13 protein-coding genes and 1 pseudogene are annotated in these 13,709 nt (G+C 69.0%); 9 read left to right on the forward strand and 5 right to left on the reverse strand.

All coding sequences use genetic code 11. From position 1 onward, the window contains the following. Positions 1 to 71: 71 nt before the first annotated feature. The gene (locus tag FURADRAFT_RS13485) at positions 72 to 953 is read right to left on the reverse strand and encodes a LysR family transcriptional regulator (RefSeq protein WP_008954722.1); all 882 of its coding nucleotides are present in this window, start codon (positions 951 to 953) and stop codon (positions 72 to 74) included. 96 nt (positions 954 to 1,049) lie between these two features. Here FURADRAFT_RS13485 and FURADRAFT_RS13490 point away from each other — a divergent pair, with 96 nt between their 5' ends. From FURADRAFT_RS13490 to FURADRAFT_RS13520, 7 genes are all read left to right on the forward strand, one after another. Next, complete coding sequence (locus FURADRAFT_RS13490) at positions 1,050 to 1,982, forward strand: DMT family transporter (RefSeq protein WP_008954723.1); 933 nt, start codon at positions 1,050 to 1,052, stop codon at positions 1,980 to 1,982. Further along, positions 1,919 to 2,122, forward strand: a complete 204-nt coding sequence (locus FURADRAFT_RS13495) for a 2-hydroxymuconate tautomerase family protein (RefSeq protein WP_014085639.1) — start codon at positions 1,919 to 1,921, stop codon at positions 2,120 to 2,122. Before FURADRAFT_RS13490 ends, FURADRAFT_RS13495 begins: the two co-directional genes overlap by 64 nt. Positions 2,123 to 2,238: 116 nt before the next feature. Further along, positions 2,239 to 2,472 (forward strand): hypothetical protein, encoded by a 234-nt coding sequence (locus FURADRAFT_RS13500; RefSeq protein ID WP_008954724.1) that lies wholly within the window; start codon positions 2,239 to 2,241, stop codon positions 2,470 to 2,472. A 332-nt stretch (positions 2,473 to 2,804) separates the two neighbouring features. Next, entirely contained in the window at positions 2,805 to 3,833 is a 1,029-nt protein-coding gene (ltaE, locus tag FURADRAFT_RS13505) for a low-specificity L-threonine aldolase (RefSeq protein ID WP_008954725.1), read from the forward strand. A gap of 110 nt (positions 3,834 to 3,943) precedes the next feature. After that, positions 3,944 to 4,720, forward strand: a complete 777-nt coding sequence (locus FURADRAFT_RS13510; RefSeq protein WP_008954726.1) for an alpha/beta hydrolase — start codon at positions 3,944 to 3,946, stop codon at positions 4,718 to 4,720. Between the two features lie 66 nt (positions 4,721 to 4,786). Beyond that, positions 4,787 to 6,817 carry a prolyl oligopeptidase family serine peptidase gene (locus FURADRAFT_RS13515; protein WP_008954727.1) on the forward strand — a complete coding sequence of 677 codons (2,031 nt, stop codon included), beginning with the start codon at positions 4,787 to 4,789 and terminating at the stop codon, positions 6,815 to 6,817. A 173-nt stretch (positions 6,818 to 6,990) separates the two neighbouring features. Next, positions 6,991 to 7,806 (forward strand): hypothetical protein, encoded by an 816-nt coding sequence (locus tag FURADRAFT_RS13520; protein ID WP_008954728.1) that lies wholly within the window; start codon positions 6,991 to 6,993, stop codon positions 7,804 to 7,806. A gap of 69 nt (positions 7,807 to 7,875) precedes the next feature. Here FURADRAFT_RS13520 and FURADRAFT_RS13525 read toward each other — a convergent pair whose 3' ends face one another. Both FURADRAFT_RS13525 and FURADRAFT_RS13530 read right to left on the reverse strand, forming a co-directional pair. Further along, on the reverse strand, positions 7,876 to 8,403 hold the full coding sequence (locus FURADRAFT_RS13525) for a YfaZ family outer membrane protein (RefSeq protein ID WP_008954729.1): 528 nt from the start codon (positions 8,401 to 8,403) through the stop codon (positions 7,876 to 7,878). Positions 8,404 to 8,464: 61 nt separating this feature from the next. Further along, a pseudogene (locus FURADRAFT_RS13530) lies at positions 8,465 to 9,093 on the reverse strand (YceH family protein). A 215-nt stretch (positions 9,094 to 9,308) separates the two neighbouring features. Here FURADRAFT_RS13530 and FURADRAFT_RS13535 point away from each other — a divergent pair. After that, positions 9,309 to 10,082 carry a TlyA family RNA methyltransferase gene (locus tag FURADRAFT_RS13535; protein WP_008954732.1) on the forward strand — a complete coding sequence of 258 codons (774 nt, stop codon included), beginning with the start codon at positions 9,309 to 9,311 and terminating at the stop codon, positions 10,080 to 10,082. A gap of 81 nt (positions 10,083 to 10,163) precedes the next feature. After that, positions 10,164 to 10,478: a hypothetical protein gene (locus FURADRAFT_RS13540; RefSeq protein ID WP_008954733.1), complete on the forward strand. Its 315-nt coding sequence runs from the start codon at positions 10,164 to 10,166 to the stop codon at positions 10,476 to 10,478. A gap of 60 nt (positions 10,479 to 10,538) precedes the next feature. Here the strand turns inward: FURADRAFT_RS13540 and FURADRAFT_RS13545 are convergent, their stop codons facing one another. Together FURADRAFT_RS13545 and FURADRAFT_RS13550 are read right to left on the reverse strand one after the other, a co-directional pair. Continuing rightward, entirely contained in the window at positions 10,539 to 11,888 is a 1,350-nt protein-coding gene (locus FURADRAFT_RS13545; RefSeq protein WP_008954734.1) for a glutamine synthetase family protein, read from the reverse strand. Between the two features lie 77 nt (positions 11,889 to 11,965). Further along, positions 11,966 to 13,681, reverse strand: coding sequence for a tetratricopeptide repeat-containing response regulator (locus FURADRAFT_RS13550; RefSeq protein WP_008954735.1), 1,716 nt, complete (start codon positions 13,679 to 13,681; stop codon positions 11,966 to 11,968). Between the last annotated feature and the right edge of the window lie 28 nt (positions 13,682 to 13,709).

A 13,709-nucleotide genomic window follows, 5' to 3' on the forward strand; every position in this document is an offset into this window, starting at 1 on the left:
GGCGGCACTCAACCTGTCTTGGCTCGCTCGCCTACTGAACCAGGCTCTTGGCGTGGCGCTGCTCCGACAGTTCAGGACGGTGCATCGGCGTCTTCGATCAGGTAGTCGGCGAAGCGCATGATCACCGCACGCGGCTGGCTGCGTTTCCACACCAACAGCGTGGGGGCGCGTGCTGTTCCGGGAGGGAGGCGGTGGCGTGCCAGCGCGGCCTGGCCGGCGTACTGGTCGAGCAGTTTTTCCGGCACCAGCGCCACGCCCATGCCGGCGGCGGCGCAGCCGAGCATGGCGTGGTAGGAGGACAGCTCGACCTGGCGCTGCGGCAGGCGGCCGGCGCCGGCGAACCAGTCTTCCAGGCGCTGGCGGTAGCCGCAGCCGGGCTGGAACGCCAGCAGCGTGTCGTGGGCGACGTCGCGGGCGTCGCGCACCGGCGGGTGGTCGAGCGCGGTGACCAGCACCAGCTCCTCCACGCCGATAAGGCGGCTGTCCAGCCGCGCATCCAGCGCGCCGCCCACCGGTTCGGCCACCAGCGCCGCGTCCACCTCGCCGCGCAGCACGCGCTGGCACATCGGCAGCGAGGGGCCGGTGGAGAGTTCCAGCTCGACCTCGGGGTAGTCGCGGTGGAAGCGGCTGAGCGGCAGCGGCAGCCGGGTGGCGGCGGTGTTTTCCATCGAGCCCAGACGGAAGCGGCCGCCCAGGCGCTGCCCGGCCAGGTCGTCGCGCGCGGCGGCGGCCAGCCCGAGCAGCTGGCGGGCGTAGCCCAGCAGGCGTTCGCCGTCGGCGGTGAGCACCAGCTGGCGCCCCTCGCGCTCGAACAGGTCGACACCCAGGTCCTGTTCCAGCTTGCGGATGCGGGTGGTGATATTGGACTGCACGCGGTGCAGCCGCTCGGCGGCGCGGGTGACGCCGCCGGCTTCCACCACGGTGCAGAACACGGTGAGGTCGGAGAGATCCATCTCGATACGAGAACGGTTAATAAGTAATTATTCATTTTACCGCATGGCTGCCGTCGCGCTACCTTGTCGTGCATGAACAGGGTGCAGGAGGGGGAGATGCGTCGCGGAATGCTGTTTGCCATGTTGGCCGTGCTGATCTGGAGCGGTTTCATCGTGGTGTCGCGGCTGGGCGGCCGGAGCGCGCTGACGCCGTACGACATGGTGGCGCTGCGCTTCGGCGTCGGCGCCGTGCTGCTGCTGCCGCTGTGGGCATGGCGCCGCACCCGGCTGCTGGACGGGCGGCTGCTGCGTCTCGGGCTTATCGGCGCGCTGGGCTACGCGCTGCTGGCGTACTGGGGCTTCCGGCTGTCGTCGGCGCTGCACGCGGCGGTGCTGTTGCCGGGCCTGCTGCCGTTCCTGGTGCCGCTGTGGCTGTGGCGGCTGCAGGGCGAACTGCCGGAGCGGGCCAAGTTGGTCGGGCTCGGCCTGATTGCCGCCGGCGTCGGCTGCGTGGCGGTGGAGAACTTCGCCGGCGCGGCGAGCGGCTGGGGCGATCTGCTCCTGGTCGGTTCGGCGCTGTGCTGGGCCTGGTACAGCGTGACGGTGCGGCGCTACGCCATCCACCCGATCGACGCCACCATCGGCAGCGCGCTGTGGGCGGCGCTGTGCTTCATGCCGGTCTACTGGCTGGTGCTGCCGTCCGGCCTCGCCATCGCCCCGGTCGGGGCCATCCTGCTGCAGGCGTTCTACCAGGGTGCGCTGGCGGTGGTGGTAACCATGCTGCTCTACCTGTACGCTGTCGAGCACATCGGCGCGGCGCGCATGGGGGCGATGATGGCGCTGGTGCCGGCCTTGTCCGGCGTGCTGGCGCTGTGGCTGCTGGCGGAACCGTTGTCGGGCTGGCTGCTGGCCGGACTGGTGCTGAGCAGCGCCGGCGCCTGGCTGGCGGTCCGTCCCCCGTCGTTTTTATCCACAAGGAGCTTTGCATGCCTTACGTCAACATCAAGATTACCCGCGAGGGAGCCACGGCCGAGCAGAAGGCCGAACTGATCCGCGGCGCCACCCAGCTGCTGGTCGACGTGCTGGGCAAGAACCCGGCCACCACGGTGGTGGTGATCGACGAGGTCGACACCGACAACTGGGGCATCGGCGGCGAGACGGTGACGCAGCGGCGCGCGGCCGGGCAGTAGGGATTGCGGCTGGCGCTCGCCGGCTCGGCTGCTATCCTTCTAGGTGAGCCTGTCAAGAACGGCACCGACGTTCCGCTGGCGGCTCGTCCCTCCGTTCCCAACGTGGAGACAGACCCATGAAGCAGCAGCCGAGTTTCGACATCGACCTCGACAAACACTACAACCCCACCGTGGTCATCGCCTGCACCCAGTGTGGCCATGAAACGCGCCAGCATCTCGATACCCTGGCTCCGGACCAGGCCGCCGCCTTGCGTTGCGACTGTGGTGCCGACATTTCGCTGGACAGCACCGCGCTGGACAAGGCGCACCGCCTGGCGGCCGACATCAAGCAATCCTACCGTATCCATTAGAAGGACCAGCCAACCCTGTAAGCAGCGAGAACCTTCCGGTTCTGACAGCCGGCATGCGATGCTGGCACAATCAGGCAAGAGCCTGACTGAGAATTCGTTTCGACGGCGGCCACGAGTCGCCGTCGGTCATTTCACGAGCCGATTCCAGTAGCGAGCGAGCCCCTGCAGGAGGCGCGCCGTCGACGCTGTTTGGATGGGGGGCGCAACGCGCAACCCGTCGCTCGATGGCGATGGGTGCCGGCACCGACTGAGCAAGGGTGCCTTCACCCATCCTGTGCGCCCTCACGATGCGAGGGGCGGCCGTCTCATGGCATCGGCTCAGAGGGGATACCATGCAGTGGATTGATGTACGCAGCGACACCGTGACCCAGCCGACGCCGGCGATGCGCCAGGCGATGTTCGACGCCGTGGTGGGCGACGACGTCTACGGCGACGACCCGACGGTGCAGGAACTGGAACGCGCGGCCGCCGAGCGGCTGGGCAAGGAGGCGGCGCTATTCGTGCCCAGCGGCAACTTCGGCAACCAGCTGGCGCTATTGACGCACTGTCGGCGCGGCGACGAGGTGATCCTGGGCGACGACTGCCACATCGTCTGGCACGAGACCGGCGGGGCGGCGGTGATCGCCGGGGTGCAGTTGCGCACCATCGCCAGCCCGGACGGGGTGCTCAGCGCCGCCGAGGTGGCGAAGCGCATCCGTATCGGCGACGACATCCACCATCCGCACACCGGGCTGATCTGCCTGGAGAACGCCCACAGCAACGGCCGGGTGATTCCGCTCGCGGCGATGCAGGCGGTGGCCGAGGTGGCCGCTGCGCACGGCGTGCCGGTGCACCTGGACGGCGCGCGGGTGTTCAACGCGGCGACCTATCTCCAATGCGACGTGCGCGACATCACGCTTCACGCCGACACCGTGATGGTGTGCCTGTCCAAGGGGCTGGCGGCGCCGGTGGGCTCGATCCTGGCCGGTCCCGCCGGGTTCATCGCCCGTGCACGGAAGAACCGCAAGCTGATGGGCGGCGGCTGGCGCCAGGCCGGCGTGCTGGCCGCACCCGGGCTGATCGCGCTCACCGAGATGAGCCAGAGGTTGGCCGAAGACCACGCCAATGCGCGCTACCTGGCCGAACGGCTGGCAACGCTGCCGGGGGTGACAGTCGACCTCGCCAGCGTCGAGATCAACATGGTGTGGTTCCGCCTGGCCGACTCGGTCGACGTGGCGCGCCTGATGGCGACGCTCACGGAGGCCGGCATCAAGGCCAACCCGCCCGAGGCCGGCATGATGCGCATCGTGACGCACTGGCAGGTCGGCCGCGCCGAGATCGAGCGCGTGCTGGCGGCGCTGCAGCAGGCCCTGGTGGGCTGAGTGGTCCGCCGCTCCTCGCCGGCCGGGAGGCACTGGCGAGGAGCCAGCGCCGCTATACATCCTCAGGAAGGCCGCTTTGCCGCCTGCCCGAACCTTTTCCGGAGTGTGCCATGCGCCCTGTTCTTGTCGGTCTTGTCCTGATGGCGAGCGCCTCGCTGGCCGCTGCGGCCGAGACCTTGGAAAGCGTTTCGCCCCGTGACGGGGTCTCCCAGCGTTTCCTGCTGCTCAAGCCGGAAGGGCCGCCGCTGGCCAGCCTGATTCTGTTCACCGGGGGCGATGGCAATCTCAAGCTGTCCGACGATGGCCGGCTCGGCAGCGGCGCCGGCAACTTCCTGGTGCGCACCCGTGCCCGCTGGGTGGCGCAGGGCTTCACGGTGGCGGTGGTGGATGCCCCGTCCGATCATGCCGCAGAGGGCCTGGCGGGGGATTTCCGCGGCACGCCGGCGCACGCCCAGGATATGGCGGCCGTGATCGACTTCCTGCGTCGGCAGGCCGACGTGCCGGTCTGGCTGGTCGGCACCAGTCGCGGCACCACCTCGGCCGCCTCGGTCGCGATCAAGCAACGGGACAAGGTGGACGGCCTGGTACTGACCTCCAGCATCGACCATGGCCGCGGCAATCTGGCGGATTTCAATTTGCAGCGGGTGACCCAGCCGGTCTTGCTGGTCCAGCACCAGCGCGACGAATGCCAGGAAAGCCGGCTGGACAACCTGCAGCCGGTGGTGGACAAGCTGACGGCGGCCCAGGCCAAGGAACTGATCGTGGTGGACGGCGGCAATAACCGAGGCGACCCGTGCCAGCCCTGGGCCTGGCACGGTTACAACGGCATTGAGGACCAGGTGGTGTCGCGGGCCAGCGCCTGGATCAAGGGACATCTGTCCCGGTAGCGGCATTTGGCGGCAAGGGCGCGTGGTGCTACCCTCGGCCCCATTGCAACCTTCGGCCAACCCGACATGCCTGACCACGACCCCCACCGCTGGCTGGAAAGCCTCGACAGCCCCGACGTCACCCGCTGGGTGGAGGCGCAGAACGAACGCACCCGCGCGCAGCTCGACGCCGACCCGCGCTTTGTCCCGCTCGCCGCCGACATCCTCGCCACCCTGCGCGACACGCGCCAGATTCCGTTCTTCGCCGAGCACGCCGGCTGGCTCTACAACTTCCACCAGGACGAAGCCCACCCGCGCGGCGTCTACCGCCGCACCACGCTGGCCGCCTACCGTGCCAACGCGCAGGACTGGCACACCGTGCTCGACCTCGACGCGCTGGCCGCGGCGGAGGAAGTCGACTGGTATCTCGACGGCGTGTCGCACTACACGCTGCAGCCGACGCGCGTGCTGCTGAGCCTGACCCCGGGCGGCTCCGACGCCACCGTAACGCGCGAGTACGACCTCGAGGCGCAGGCCTTCGTCGCCGGCGGCTTCGCCTTCCCCTACGGCAAGAACCATATCGCCTGGCGCGACCTCGACAGCGTGTTCGTCTGCCCGGCCTGGGAAGACGAGCAGCTGAGCCGTGCCGGCTACCCGCGCGAGGTGTGGCTGCTCGAGCGCGGCCAGGGCTGGGACGCCGCCGTGCCGCTGCTCAAGCTGCCCGAAGACGCCATGATGGCGGCCGCCTGGCGCTTCCTCGACGCGGATGCGACGCCGTTCGACATCGTCGAGGCTTCCGACTCGTTCTACAGCAAGACCTACTACCATGTCGCCGCCGACCGCGCGCTGACCGCCTTGCCCTTGCCGCCGAAAAGTGAGATCGAGGCCTACAGCCACGGCGACCTGATCGTCAAGCTGGCCGACGACTGGAACGTGCACGGTCAGCAGTACGTCGCCGGCAGCCTGCTGGCGGTGGCCTGCGACGCGGCGACCGGGCAAGTGGGGCGCATCGCCGCGCTGTTCGAGCCGGGCGCGCGCCAGTCAGTGGAAATGGTCGAGGCCACGCTGAACCTGCTCGCGGTGATCGTGCTCGACAACGTCAAGAGCCGGCTCGTCACGCTGCGCCATGCCGGCGACGAGTGGCAGCAATGCGCCAACCCGCTGCCGCAGGACGGCGTGATCGAGTTTGCCGACCAGCCGTGGCAGAGCGACGTGCTCTACTACAGCTACAGCGATTTCCTCACCCCGGCCGGGCTGTACCGCATCGACCTCGGCCGCGATACGGCACCCGAGGTGCTGCGCCAGCAGCCGGCAGCGTTCGACGCCAGCGCCTTCATCGCCGAGCAGTGGCACGCCGCCGCGCCCGACGGCACCGCCATTCCCTACTTCGTGGTGCGCCCGCGCGAGCTGCCGTTCGACGGCCAGGCGCCGACGCTGCTGTACGGCTACGGCGGCTTCGAAGTGCCGATGATGCCGTACTACATGGACAACTTCGGCCCGCAGTGGCTGGAGAAGGGCGGCGTGTTCGCGGTGGCCAACATCCGCGGCGGCGGCGAGTTCGGCCCGGCCTGGCACCAGGCGGCGCAGGGCGTGAAGCGCGCGGTCAGCTTCGACGACTTCGCCGCGGTGGCGGAAGACCTGATCGCGCGCGGCGTCACCTGCCCGCGCCGGCTCGGCATCGAGGGCGGCAGCAACGGCGGCCTCCTGGTCGGCGCCTGCATGGTGCGCCGTCCCGAGCTGTTCCACGCCGTGGTGTGCGAGGTGCCGCTGCTCGACATGCTGCGCTACACCGAGCTGTTGGCCGGCGCCAGCTGGATCGACGAGTACGGCGATCCGGAAGATCCGGAAACGCGCGCGCAGCTCGCCGCCTACTCGCCCTACCATCAGGTGAGCCCCGAGGCGCGCTACCCGCTGGCGCTGTTCACCACCAGCGCCAAGGACGACCGCGTGCACCCGGCGCACGCGCGCAAGATGGTGGCCAGGTTGGCCGAACACGGCCACGACGCGCTGTTCATCGAGACCGACGCCGGCGGCCACAGCGGCAACACCGGCCAGCAGCAGACCGCGGCCGAACTGGCGCGCGTGCTGGTGTACCTGTACCGCCAGCTGATGGATTGAGGAAAGGTCCCGGGCGGCACCGGACCGCGCGGCAGCGGAGGAGACCGAACACCCCGGCGGCGGCCGGGGTGTTGTTTTTTGCGGTGCATCACGGGGAAAGATATATGCGGAATGGATTTAACAATATCCAAAAGGCATAATCGTTGGTTTTGACACAACCTCATCATCACGCCATGTCCACATCGCTTCGTCCCCTGTTGGCCGTTCTCGCCCTGGCTCCGGCCAGCAGTGCCTTCGCCGCCCCGCAGCCGGAATTCACCCTCGGTACCGAGCTCTACCACGAGAAGTACGAGGAGGAGATCGGCGGCGCCAAATTCATGCAGGAAGAAGCCTGGATGGCCGGCCTCAACGGTTCGGCCCGCTTCTTCCTGGCCGACAATCACGCCGTCAAGTTCAAGGGCCGCTACGCCCAGGGTGAATCCGACTATACCGGCGGCTATAACGGCGGTCCGGGCTACGGTTCGCTGCGTATCGACGGGCTCGATCGTTCCGTCTACGAACTGCACGGCGCCTACGAATACACCTCGCCGTGGGAAGACCACCCGGTGATCTCGTCGCTCGGCCTCGGCTACCGCAACCTGACCGACCGCCTGGACCAAGGCGGGCCTGGCGGCTACAAGCGCGTATCGGAGTACTGGTACGCCACGCTGGCGTTCGAGTCGTCGTTCTTCCTCGGCACCTCCTACTGGCAGGCGACGCCGCGCGTAGCCTACAACTACCTGCTGCAGGGCAAGCAGCATAGCTACCTGTCGAGCGGAGAGCTGCAGAACGATCAGAACAAGGGGCACGGTTTCGAGCTGGCGATGAGCTTCAGCCGCCCGATCAATCTCGGCGCGCGCAGCACCCTGTCGGTGACGCCGTTCTTCCGTTACTGGGACATCAAGAAGAGCGAGAGCATCTATACCCTGAATGGCGGCCTGATCTACGAGAACTACGAGCCCAACAACACCACCAAGGAATTCGGCCTGAACCTGTCGCTGGGCTTCTGAGACCACGGACGGACAGCAAAACGCCCCGGCAAGCCGGGGCGCTTTTCATGCTGACGGGGTGGTCTGCGCTCAGAACTGCAGCCCGACGCCGAGGTAGGGGCCGTCGGCCAGCTTGCGGTTGCGCTGCGCGTCTTCGCGCTTGACGTCGAAGTAGCGGTAGCCGGTTTCCACGGTGAACAGCGGCACCGGGTTCCAGCGCAGGCCGGCGTTGACGTCGTTGACTTCGCGGATGCTGCCGCTGGAGGCGCCGGACGGGGCGAAATAGCCCTGGCCGAACAGGCTGAAGTTGGAACCGAGGTCGAGCGCGGCGCGGCCGCCGAGCGCCGCGGCGGAGCCATAGCCGTCGGCATCGACGTAGATCGCCTTGGCGCCGGCGGCGACGGTCAGCGGGCCGGCCGGAACGGCGAACTCCAGGCCGACGCTGGCGCTGTCGTCGCCGTGCTTGTTGTTCAGGTAGTCGGCGGTGAAGCCGAGGCCAAGGCCGTTCGGGGTGCGCGACAGCGTCACGAAGTCGTCGCCGGCGCCGAGCGACAGGTTGCCGGCCTGTGCCAGCCCGCTGATGGCCACGAGGCCAAGGAGGAGGGTGGTCTTTTTCATGTGCTCTCCGAAAGGGAAGTTGCTGCGGGGAAGGGAGTAGACCACGCTCGCTCCCCCGGGTTCAACCGCCGAGCAAATCCAGCAGTTCGGACAGCCGCGTTTTCAGCGCCGCCACTTCGGCTTCCAGTGCCGCGACACGGCCGGTCAGGCCGACCTCGATCGGCGCTGCGGCCCCGGCCGGGACGAGTTCCGGCTCGCCGCTCAACAGGTGCGCCCAGCGCGCCTCGCGCTCGCCCGGCTGGCGCTCCAGCTTGACCACCAGCGGCGGGTACTTGTCGGCCAGCGTCGCCAGCGCGGTGTCGACTTCGTCGACGCCGGAGAAGGCGTAGATGCGGCCGGCCTTGCTGCGGATCTCGGCCGCGGTCTGCGGGCCGCGCAGCAGCAGCACGCACAGCGCCGCCACGCGGGCGCCGTCGATGTTCCAGGCGTAGGGCAGGCGGTGCTCGTACTTGGCGACGCGGCTGCCGGCAGGCAGCCGCTCCCCGACCAGCTTCTGCTCCATCAGGCTCGCCAGCGCCTGGCTCAATTCGGCTTCGGACAACTGCATCACCGGTTCGCGGCTGGTCAGCTGGTTGCAGGCGGTCACAGTCCGTTGAGCGTCATCGGGTAGGCGTCCGGGGTGAGCGCCTGCTTTTCGATCAGCGCGCCCAGCACGCGCACTTCTGCCGGCTCGAGTTGGTGAGTGTCCATGGCGGTGCTCCCTTGTTGTCGTTTATGCCAAGGATGATCGCACCAAGCCGTCTCTCAGCCAACCCTCAGCTCGGGCGAACGGAAGGCGATTTGTTTGAGCGGGCGCAAGGAAGCGCAACGTCGCAGGGAGCAACATCGGTCGGAATCCGGCGGCTTGACAGCCGGCGGCAGCGACGCCACCCTGTGCTCTTTTTTTCAGCGTCCATAAGCACATCATGATTCGAGCCGACCTTCTCCTGGTGGAACAGGGCCTTGCCGCCTCGCGCACCGCTGCCCAGAACCTGATCGCGGCCGGGCGGGTGAGCGTCGACGACGACGGACGCTGCGTCGTCGTTGCCAAGCCGAGCCTGAAGCTCGCGCCCACGGCGCGCCTACTGGTGACGCCGGACGAGGCCGACCGTTTCGTCTCGCGCGGCGGGCTCAAGATGCAGGGCGCGCTGGCGGCGGCCGGGCTCGACGTGAGCGGCATGAGCGCGCTCGACGTCGGCCAATCCACCGGCGGCTTCACCGACTGCCTGTTGCAGTCCGGGGCGAGCCGCGTGGTGGGGGTGGACGTGGGACACGGCCAGCTCGCCGCCAGGTTGGCCGAAGACCCGCGCGTCACCTTCTTCGAGGGCGTCAACGCGCGCGCCCTGGACCACGCCGCGCTGTTGGCGGCCAACCAGGGGGGGCCGTTCGAACTGATGGTGTGCGACGTGTCGTTCATCTCGCTGACCCTGGTGCTGCCCTCGGCGCTGCCCCTGATAGCCCCCGGCGGCTACCTGCTGTCGCTGGTCAAGCCGCAGTTCGAAGTGGGGCGCTCCGGCATCGGCCGCGGCGGCATCGTCAAGGACGAAGGGCTGTACGACGGGGTGCGCCAGACCATCACCACGCTGGTCGAGCAGCTCGGCTGCGAGGTGCTGAAGTGGTTCGACAGCCCGATCAAGGGCGGCGACGGCAACCGCGAGTTCTTCGTCTTTGCGCGCCGGCCGCTCCACCCCGTGCGCTGAGCCCCGTGGCGGCGCTGATTCGCGCCCGGTTTAAGCTTATGGCATAATGGCAAACGATTGTTCGAAAGGAGACGCCGACTGATGGCCGAATTTCTGTCGATTATGGCGGTCGTGATGCTGGCCCTGGTCGCCTGGGTGGTCCGTTCCCGTCGTCCGCCGGCGCGGCGCGTGCCGGCCGATGAGCCGTCCTACGCGCGCCACACCCAGACCCGCGCCATCGACGTGCCGTCGCAGATGACCGGGCGCGACTACGGCATCCTGCTGCGTGCCGCGCACGGCGACCGCAGCCGCCTGGAAACCTGGGTGTTGGCCGAGCAGCAGCGCGCCACGCCGCCGCTCAGCCGCGACGAGGCGATGGAGCGCCTGGCCGAAAGGCTGCGCCTGTCGCGCAGCTGAGCCCGTTACGCGAAAACCAAACAGCCCCGGCGTGCCGGGGCTGTTTTGCTGGGGGCCGCTTCAGGCCAAGAGCCCGAGGTGGCGCCGCTCCCACGGCGTGATCTGGTGCTGGAAGTCGAGCAGTTCCAGCTCCTTCACCGCCAGGTAGGCCGGCACGAACTCGCTGCCGAACAGCCGCTCCGCGCAGGGGGAGGCGCGCATGGCGGCGAGCGCGGCGTCCAGCGTGGCGGGCAGGCTGGTGTCGCCCTGCCGGAACACGTTGCCGCTCACCGGCGGATCCGGCGTCAGGTGCTCGGCGATGCCCGCCAGCCCGGCGCCCAGGCTCGCCGCCAGCGCCAGGTAGGGGTTGGCGTCGGCGCCGGGCAGGCGGTTCTCGACCCGGCGCGCCTCCGCGCCGCAGCGCGGCACGCGCAGCCCGACCGAGCGGTTGTCCTCGCCCCAGGCCAGGTTGACCGGCGCCGCCAGGCCCTTGACGAAACGGCGGTAGGAGTTGGGGTTGGGGCAGAACAGCGGCAGCAGCAGCGGCAGGTAACGCTGCAGGCCGGCGATGAAGTGCAGCAACAACGCGCTGTTGCTGCCGTCGGCGCGACCGAACAGGTTATGGCCGTGCCTGTCGACCAGGCTCTGGTGCAGATGCATCGAGCTGCCCGGCTCACCCTCCAGCGGCTTGGCCATGCACACCGCCGACAGGCCGTGGCGGTGCGCGGTTTCCTTCAGCAGGTACTTGAACAAGAACATCTGGTCGGCCAGGCGCAGCGCGTCGCCGTGGCGCAGGTTGATCTCGAACTGGCTCGGTCCCATCTCGTGCAGGAAGGTGTCGCTGGCGATGCCGAGCCGCTCGCAGCCGCGGTAGACCTCGTCGAAGAACGGCGCGAGGTCGTTGCGCGCCGACAGGCTGAAGGCATCGCCGCCGGCCTCGCGCCGCCCGCCGCGCAGCGCCGGCGACTGGAACGGGGCGGCGTCGCCGTCGTGCGCGGCGAACAGGTAGAACTCCAGCTCCGGCGCCACTACCGGGCTGAGGCCGTGCGCGGCGTAGTCGGCCAGCACGCGCTGCAGCGCGCTGCGTGGCGCCAGTGGCGACAAGCTGCCGCCGTGGTCGACGTTGTCGCAGATCACCACGGCGCGCGGGGTGTCGCTCCAGGGGGCGCGGCGCAGCGTGGCCAGATCCGGGCGCAGCACGACGTCCGGGTCCTGCTCGCCGTAGAAGCGGTAGTCGGGATAGGCGCCGGTGCAGGCCTGCACCGCCACGGCGCGGGGAATGCGGACTTCCTGGCCGTGGGCGAAGGCGAGGGCGGGGAGGGTCTTGCCGCGCGGGAAGCCAGTGAGGTCGGCGAACACCAGTTCGACCTCGCACACGCCTTCGGCGCGCAGCCATTCGGCCTGGGCGGCCGGCAGGGCGGTAGCGGACATGATTCGTCCCTTGTGGGGCGGTGGCCGGGTTTCCGTCGCCACCGCGTCGCGCCGCTAGCGGGCGGCGCGCACCGGGGTCACAGCACCCACTGCGGCTTGCCGAGCTTCTCCACCAGGATGCGCCAGGCCTGCAGCAGTTTCTGGAACTTGTTGTTGGCCGGGGCCAGCTCGCGCGCCTTCTTCAGCAGCTCGTGGGCGCGGCGCATGTGGCTCTCGTGCCAGCCGTTGCGGTGCACATAGGCCAGCGTGGCGTTGACCAGGTTGAGCATCACCTGCAGGTTGCCCGGCATGTCTTCGTGCGCCTTGGCGAAGCGCTCGATGGCCTGCTCGAACTGGCCGGCCTGGGCGGCGCGCACCGCCTCGTTGTTGAGTTCGATCACCGACTGCACGTTGCTGGCGATGAGCTGGTGGCCGGCGTCGCGGCGGCCGACGTCCTCGAACAGGTCGCCGATCTGGCCCAGCAGGGTCTCGTCGTCGTGGTGGTTGCGCACCAGCGCCTGCATCGCGGCGTCGCCGGCGTCCTGCTGCCCCTGGGCGTAGCAGGCGCGGGCGAACTCCATCTGCGCCTCGGGCGGCAGCCCGGCACCGAGCGTGGCGAAGCGCGCCTGCGCCTCGTTCAGCAGCTGGGCGGCGCGCTGGCGGTTGCCGCTCTTGAGCTGCAGCTGGCTGTCGCAGACGTCCGCCATCCATTCGCCCACCTCGTTGTAGCGGTAGTCACGGCGCAGGCTGGCGACGGTGCGTGCGGCGGCGCCGTGCTCGCCCTGCGCCATCTGGACGCGCGCCAGCATGGCGTAGTGGGTGGGGTGGCGGTGCCAGGTGTACTTGGCGATTTCCAGCGTCTCGCGGCTGGCGGCCTCGGCGGTGGCGAGGTCGTGGTTCTTCAGCGCCACTTCGGCCAGCTGTTTCTGGCGCCGGATTACCACCGGCGACAGCCGGGTGGCGCTGGCCAGCATCTGCTGCGCCTTGTCCAGTTCGTGGTTGGTCTGGTGCAGCCGGGCGAGCCAGTCGTAGGCTTCCATCACCCGGTCGTTCTCGCGCAGCACCTCTTCGAACAGCAGGCGCGCTTCGTCGTAGGCCTTCTGCCCGGTCAGCGCCTTGGCCAGGCCCAGCTTGGCCCACGGCACGGTCTTGATGCGCAGCACGTCCATGTAGAGCGCGCGGGCGGTGTCGTAGTCGCCGATCTTGAGCGACAGCGAGCCCTTCAGCTTCATGAAGTCGAGCGCGAATTCGCTCCGCTCGCCGATCTTGCGGCTGCAGGCGTCGATGGCGGAGAGGTATTCGTGGCGCATCACCGCCTCGTCGACGATGCGGAACGCCTCGCGCCGGCGCATGGCGCGCTCCAGCCGCTGCGCCAGCACCTCGCCGGTGAAGGGCTTGAGCAGGTAGTCGTCGGGGGCCTGTTCGGCGGCCGAGATCACGCGCTGGGCGCGGCGCTCGCCGGTGACGATCATGAACACGCACGACTGCTTGATCAGGTTGCGCTCCTTGACCTCTTCAAACAGGTACAAGCCGTCGTAGCCGTTGCCGAGGTCGTAGTCGCACAGCACCACGTCGAACTCGTACTTGGCGAGCTTGGCCAGCGCGTCGCTCGCCTTGCTGGCGTATTCGACCTTCTCGGCGCCGAACGAGGACAGCGTCATCGCCAGCGCGCGCTGCATTTCCGGCACGCTGTCGATGATCAGGAACAGCCGCTTGGCGTAGGGGTCGGCCATGGGCTGCTCGGCCGGACGCGCGCCCTTGTACGCCGAGGCGATGCTGTGAAACGAGGTGGACTGCGGCTTGAGATCGCTCATCGGGGTATCTTCCGGCAACGGTGCACGG

The sequence above is a fragment of the Pseudogulbenkiania ferrooxidans 2002 genome, assembly GCF_000174355.1.
GTDB classification, from domain to species: domain Bacteria; phylum Pseudomonadota; class Gammaproteobacteria; order Burkholderiales; family Chromobacteriaceae; genus Pseudogulbenkiania; species Pseudogulbenkiania ferrooxidans.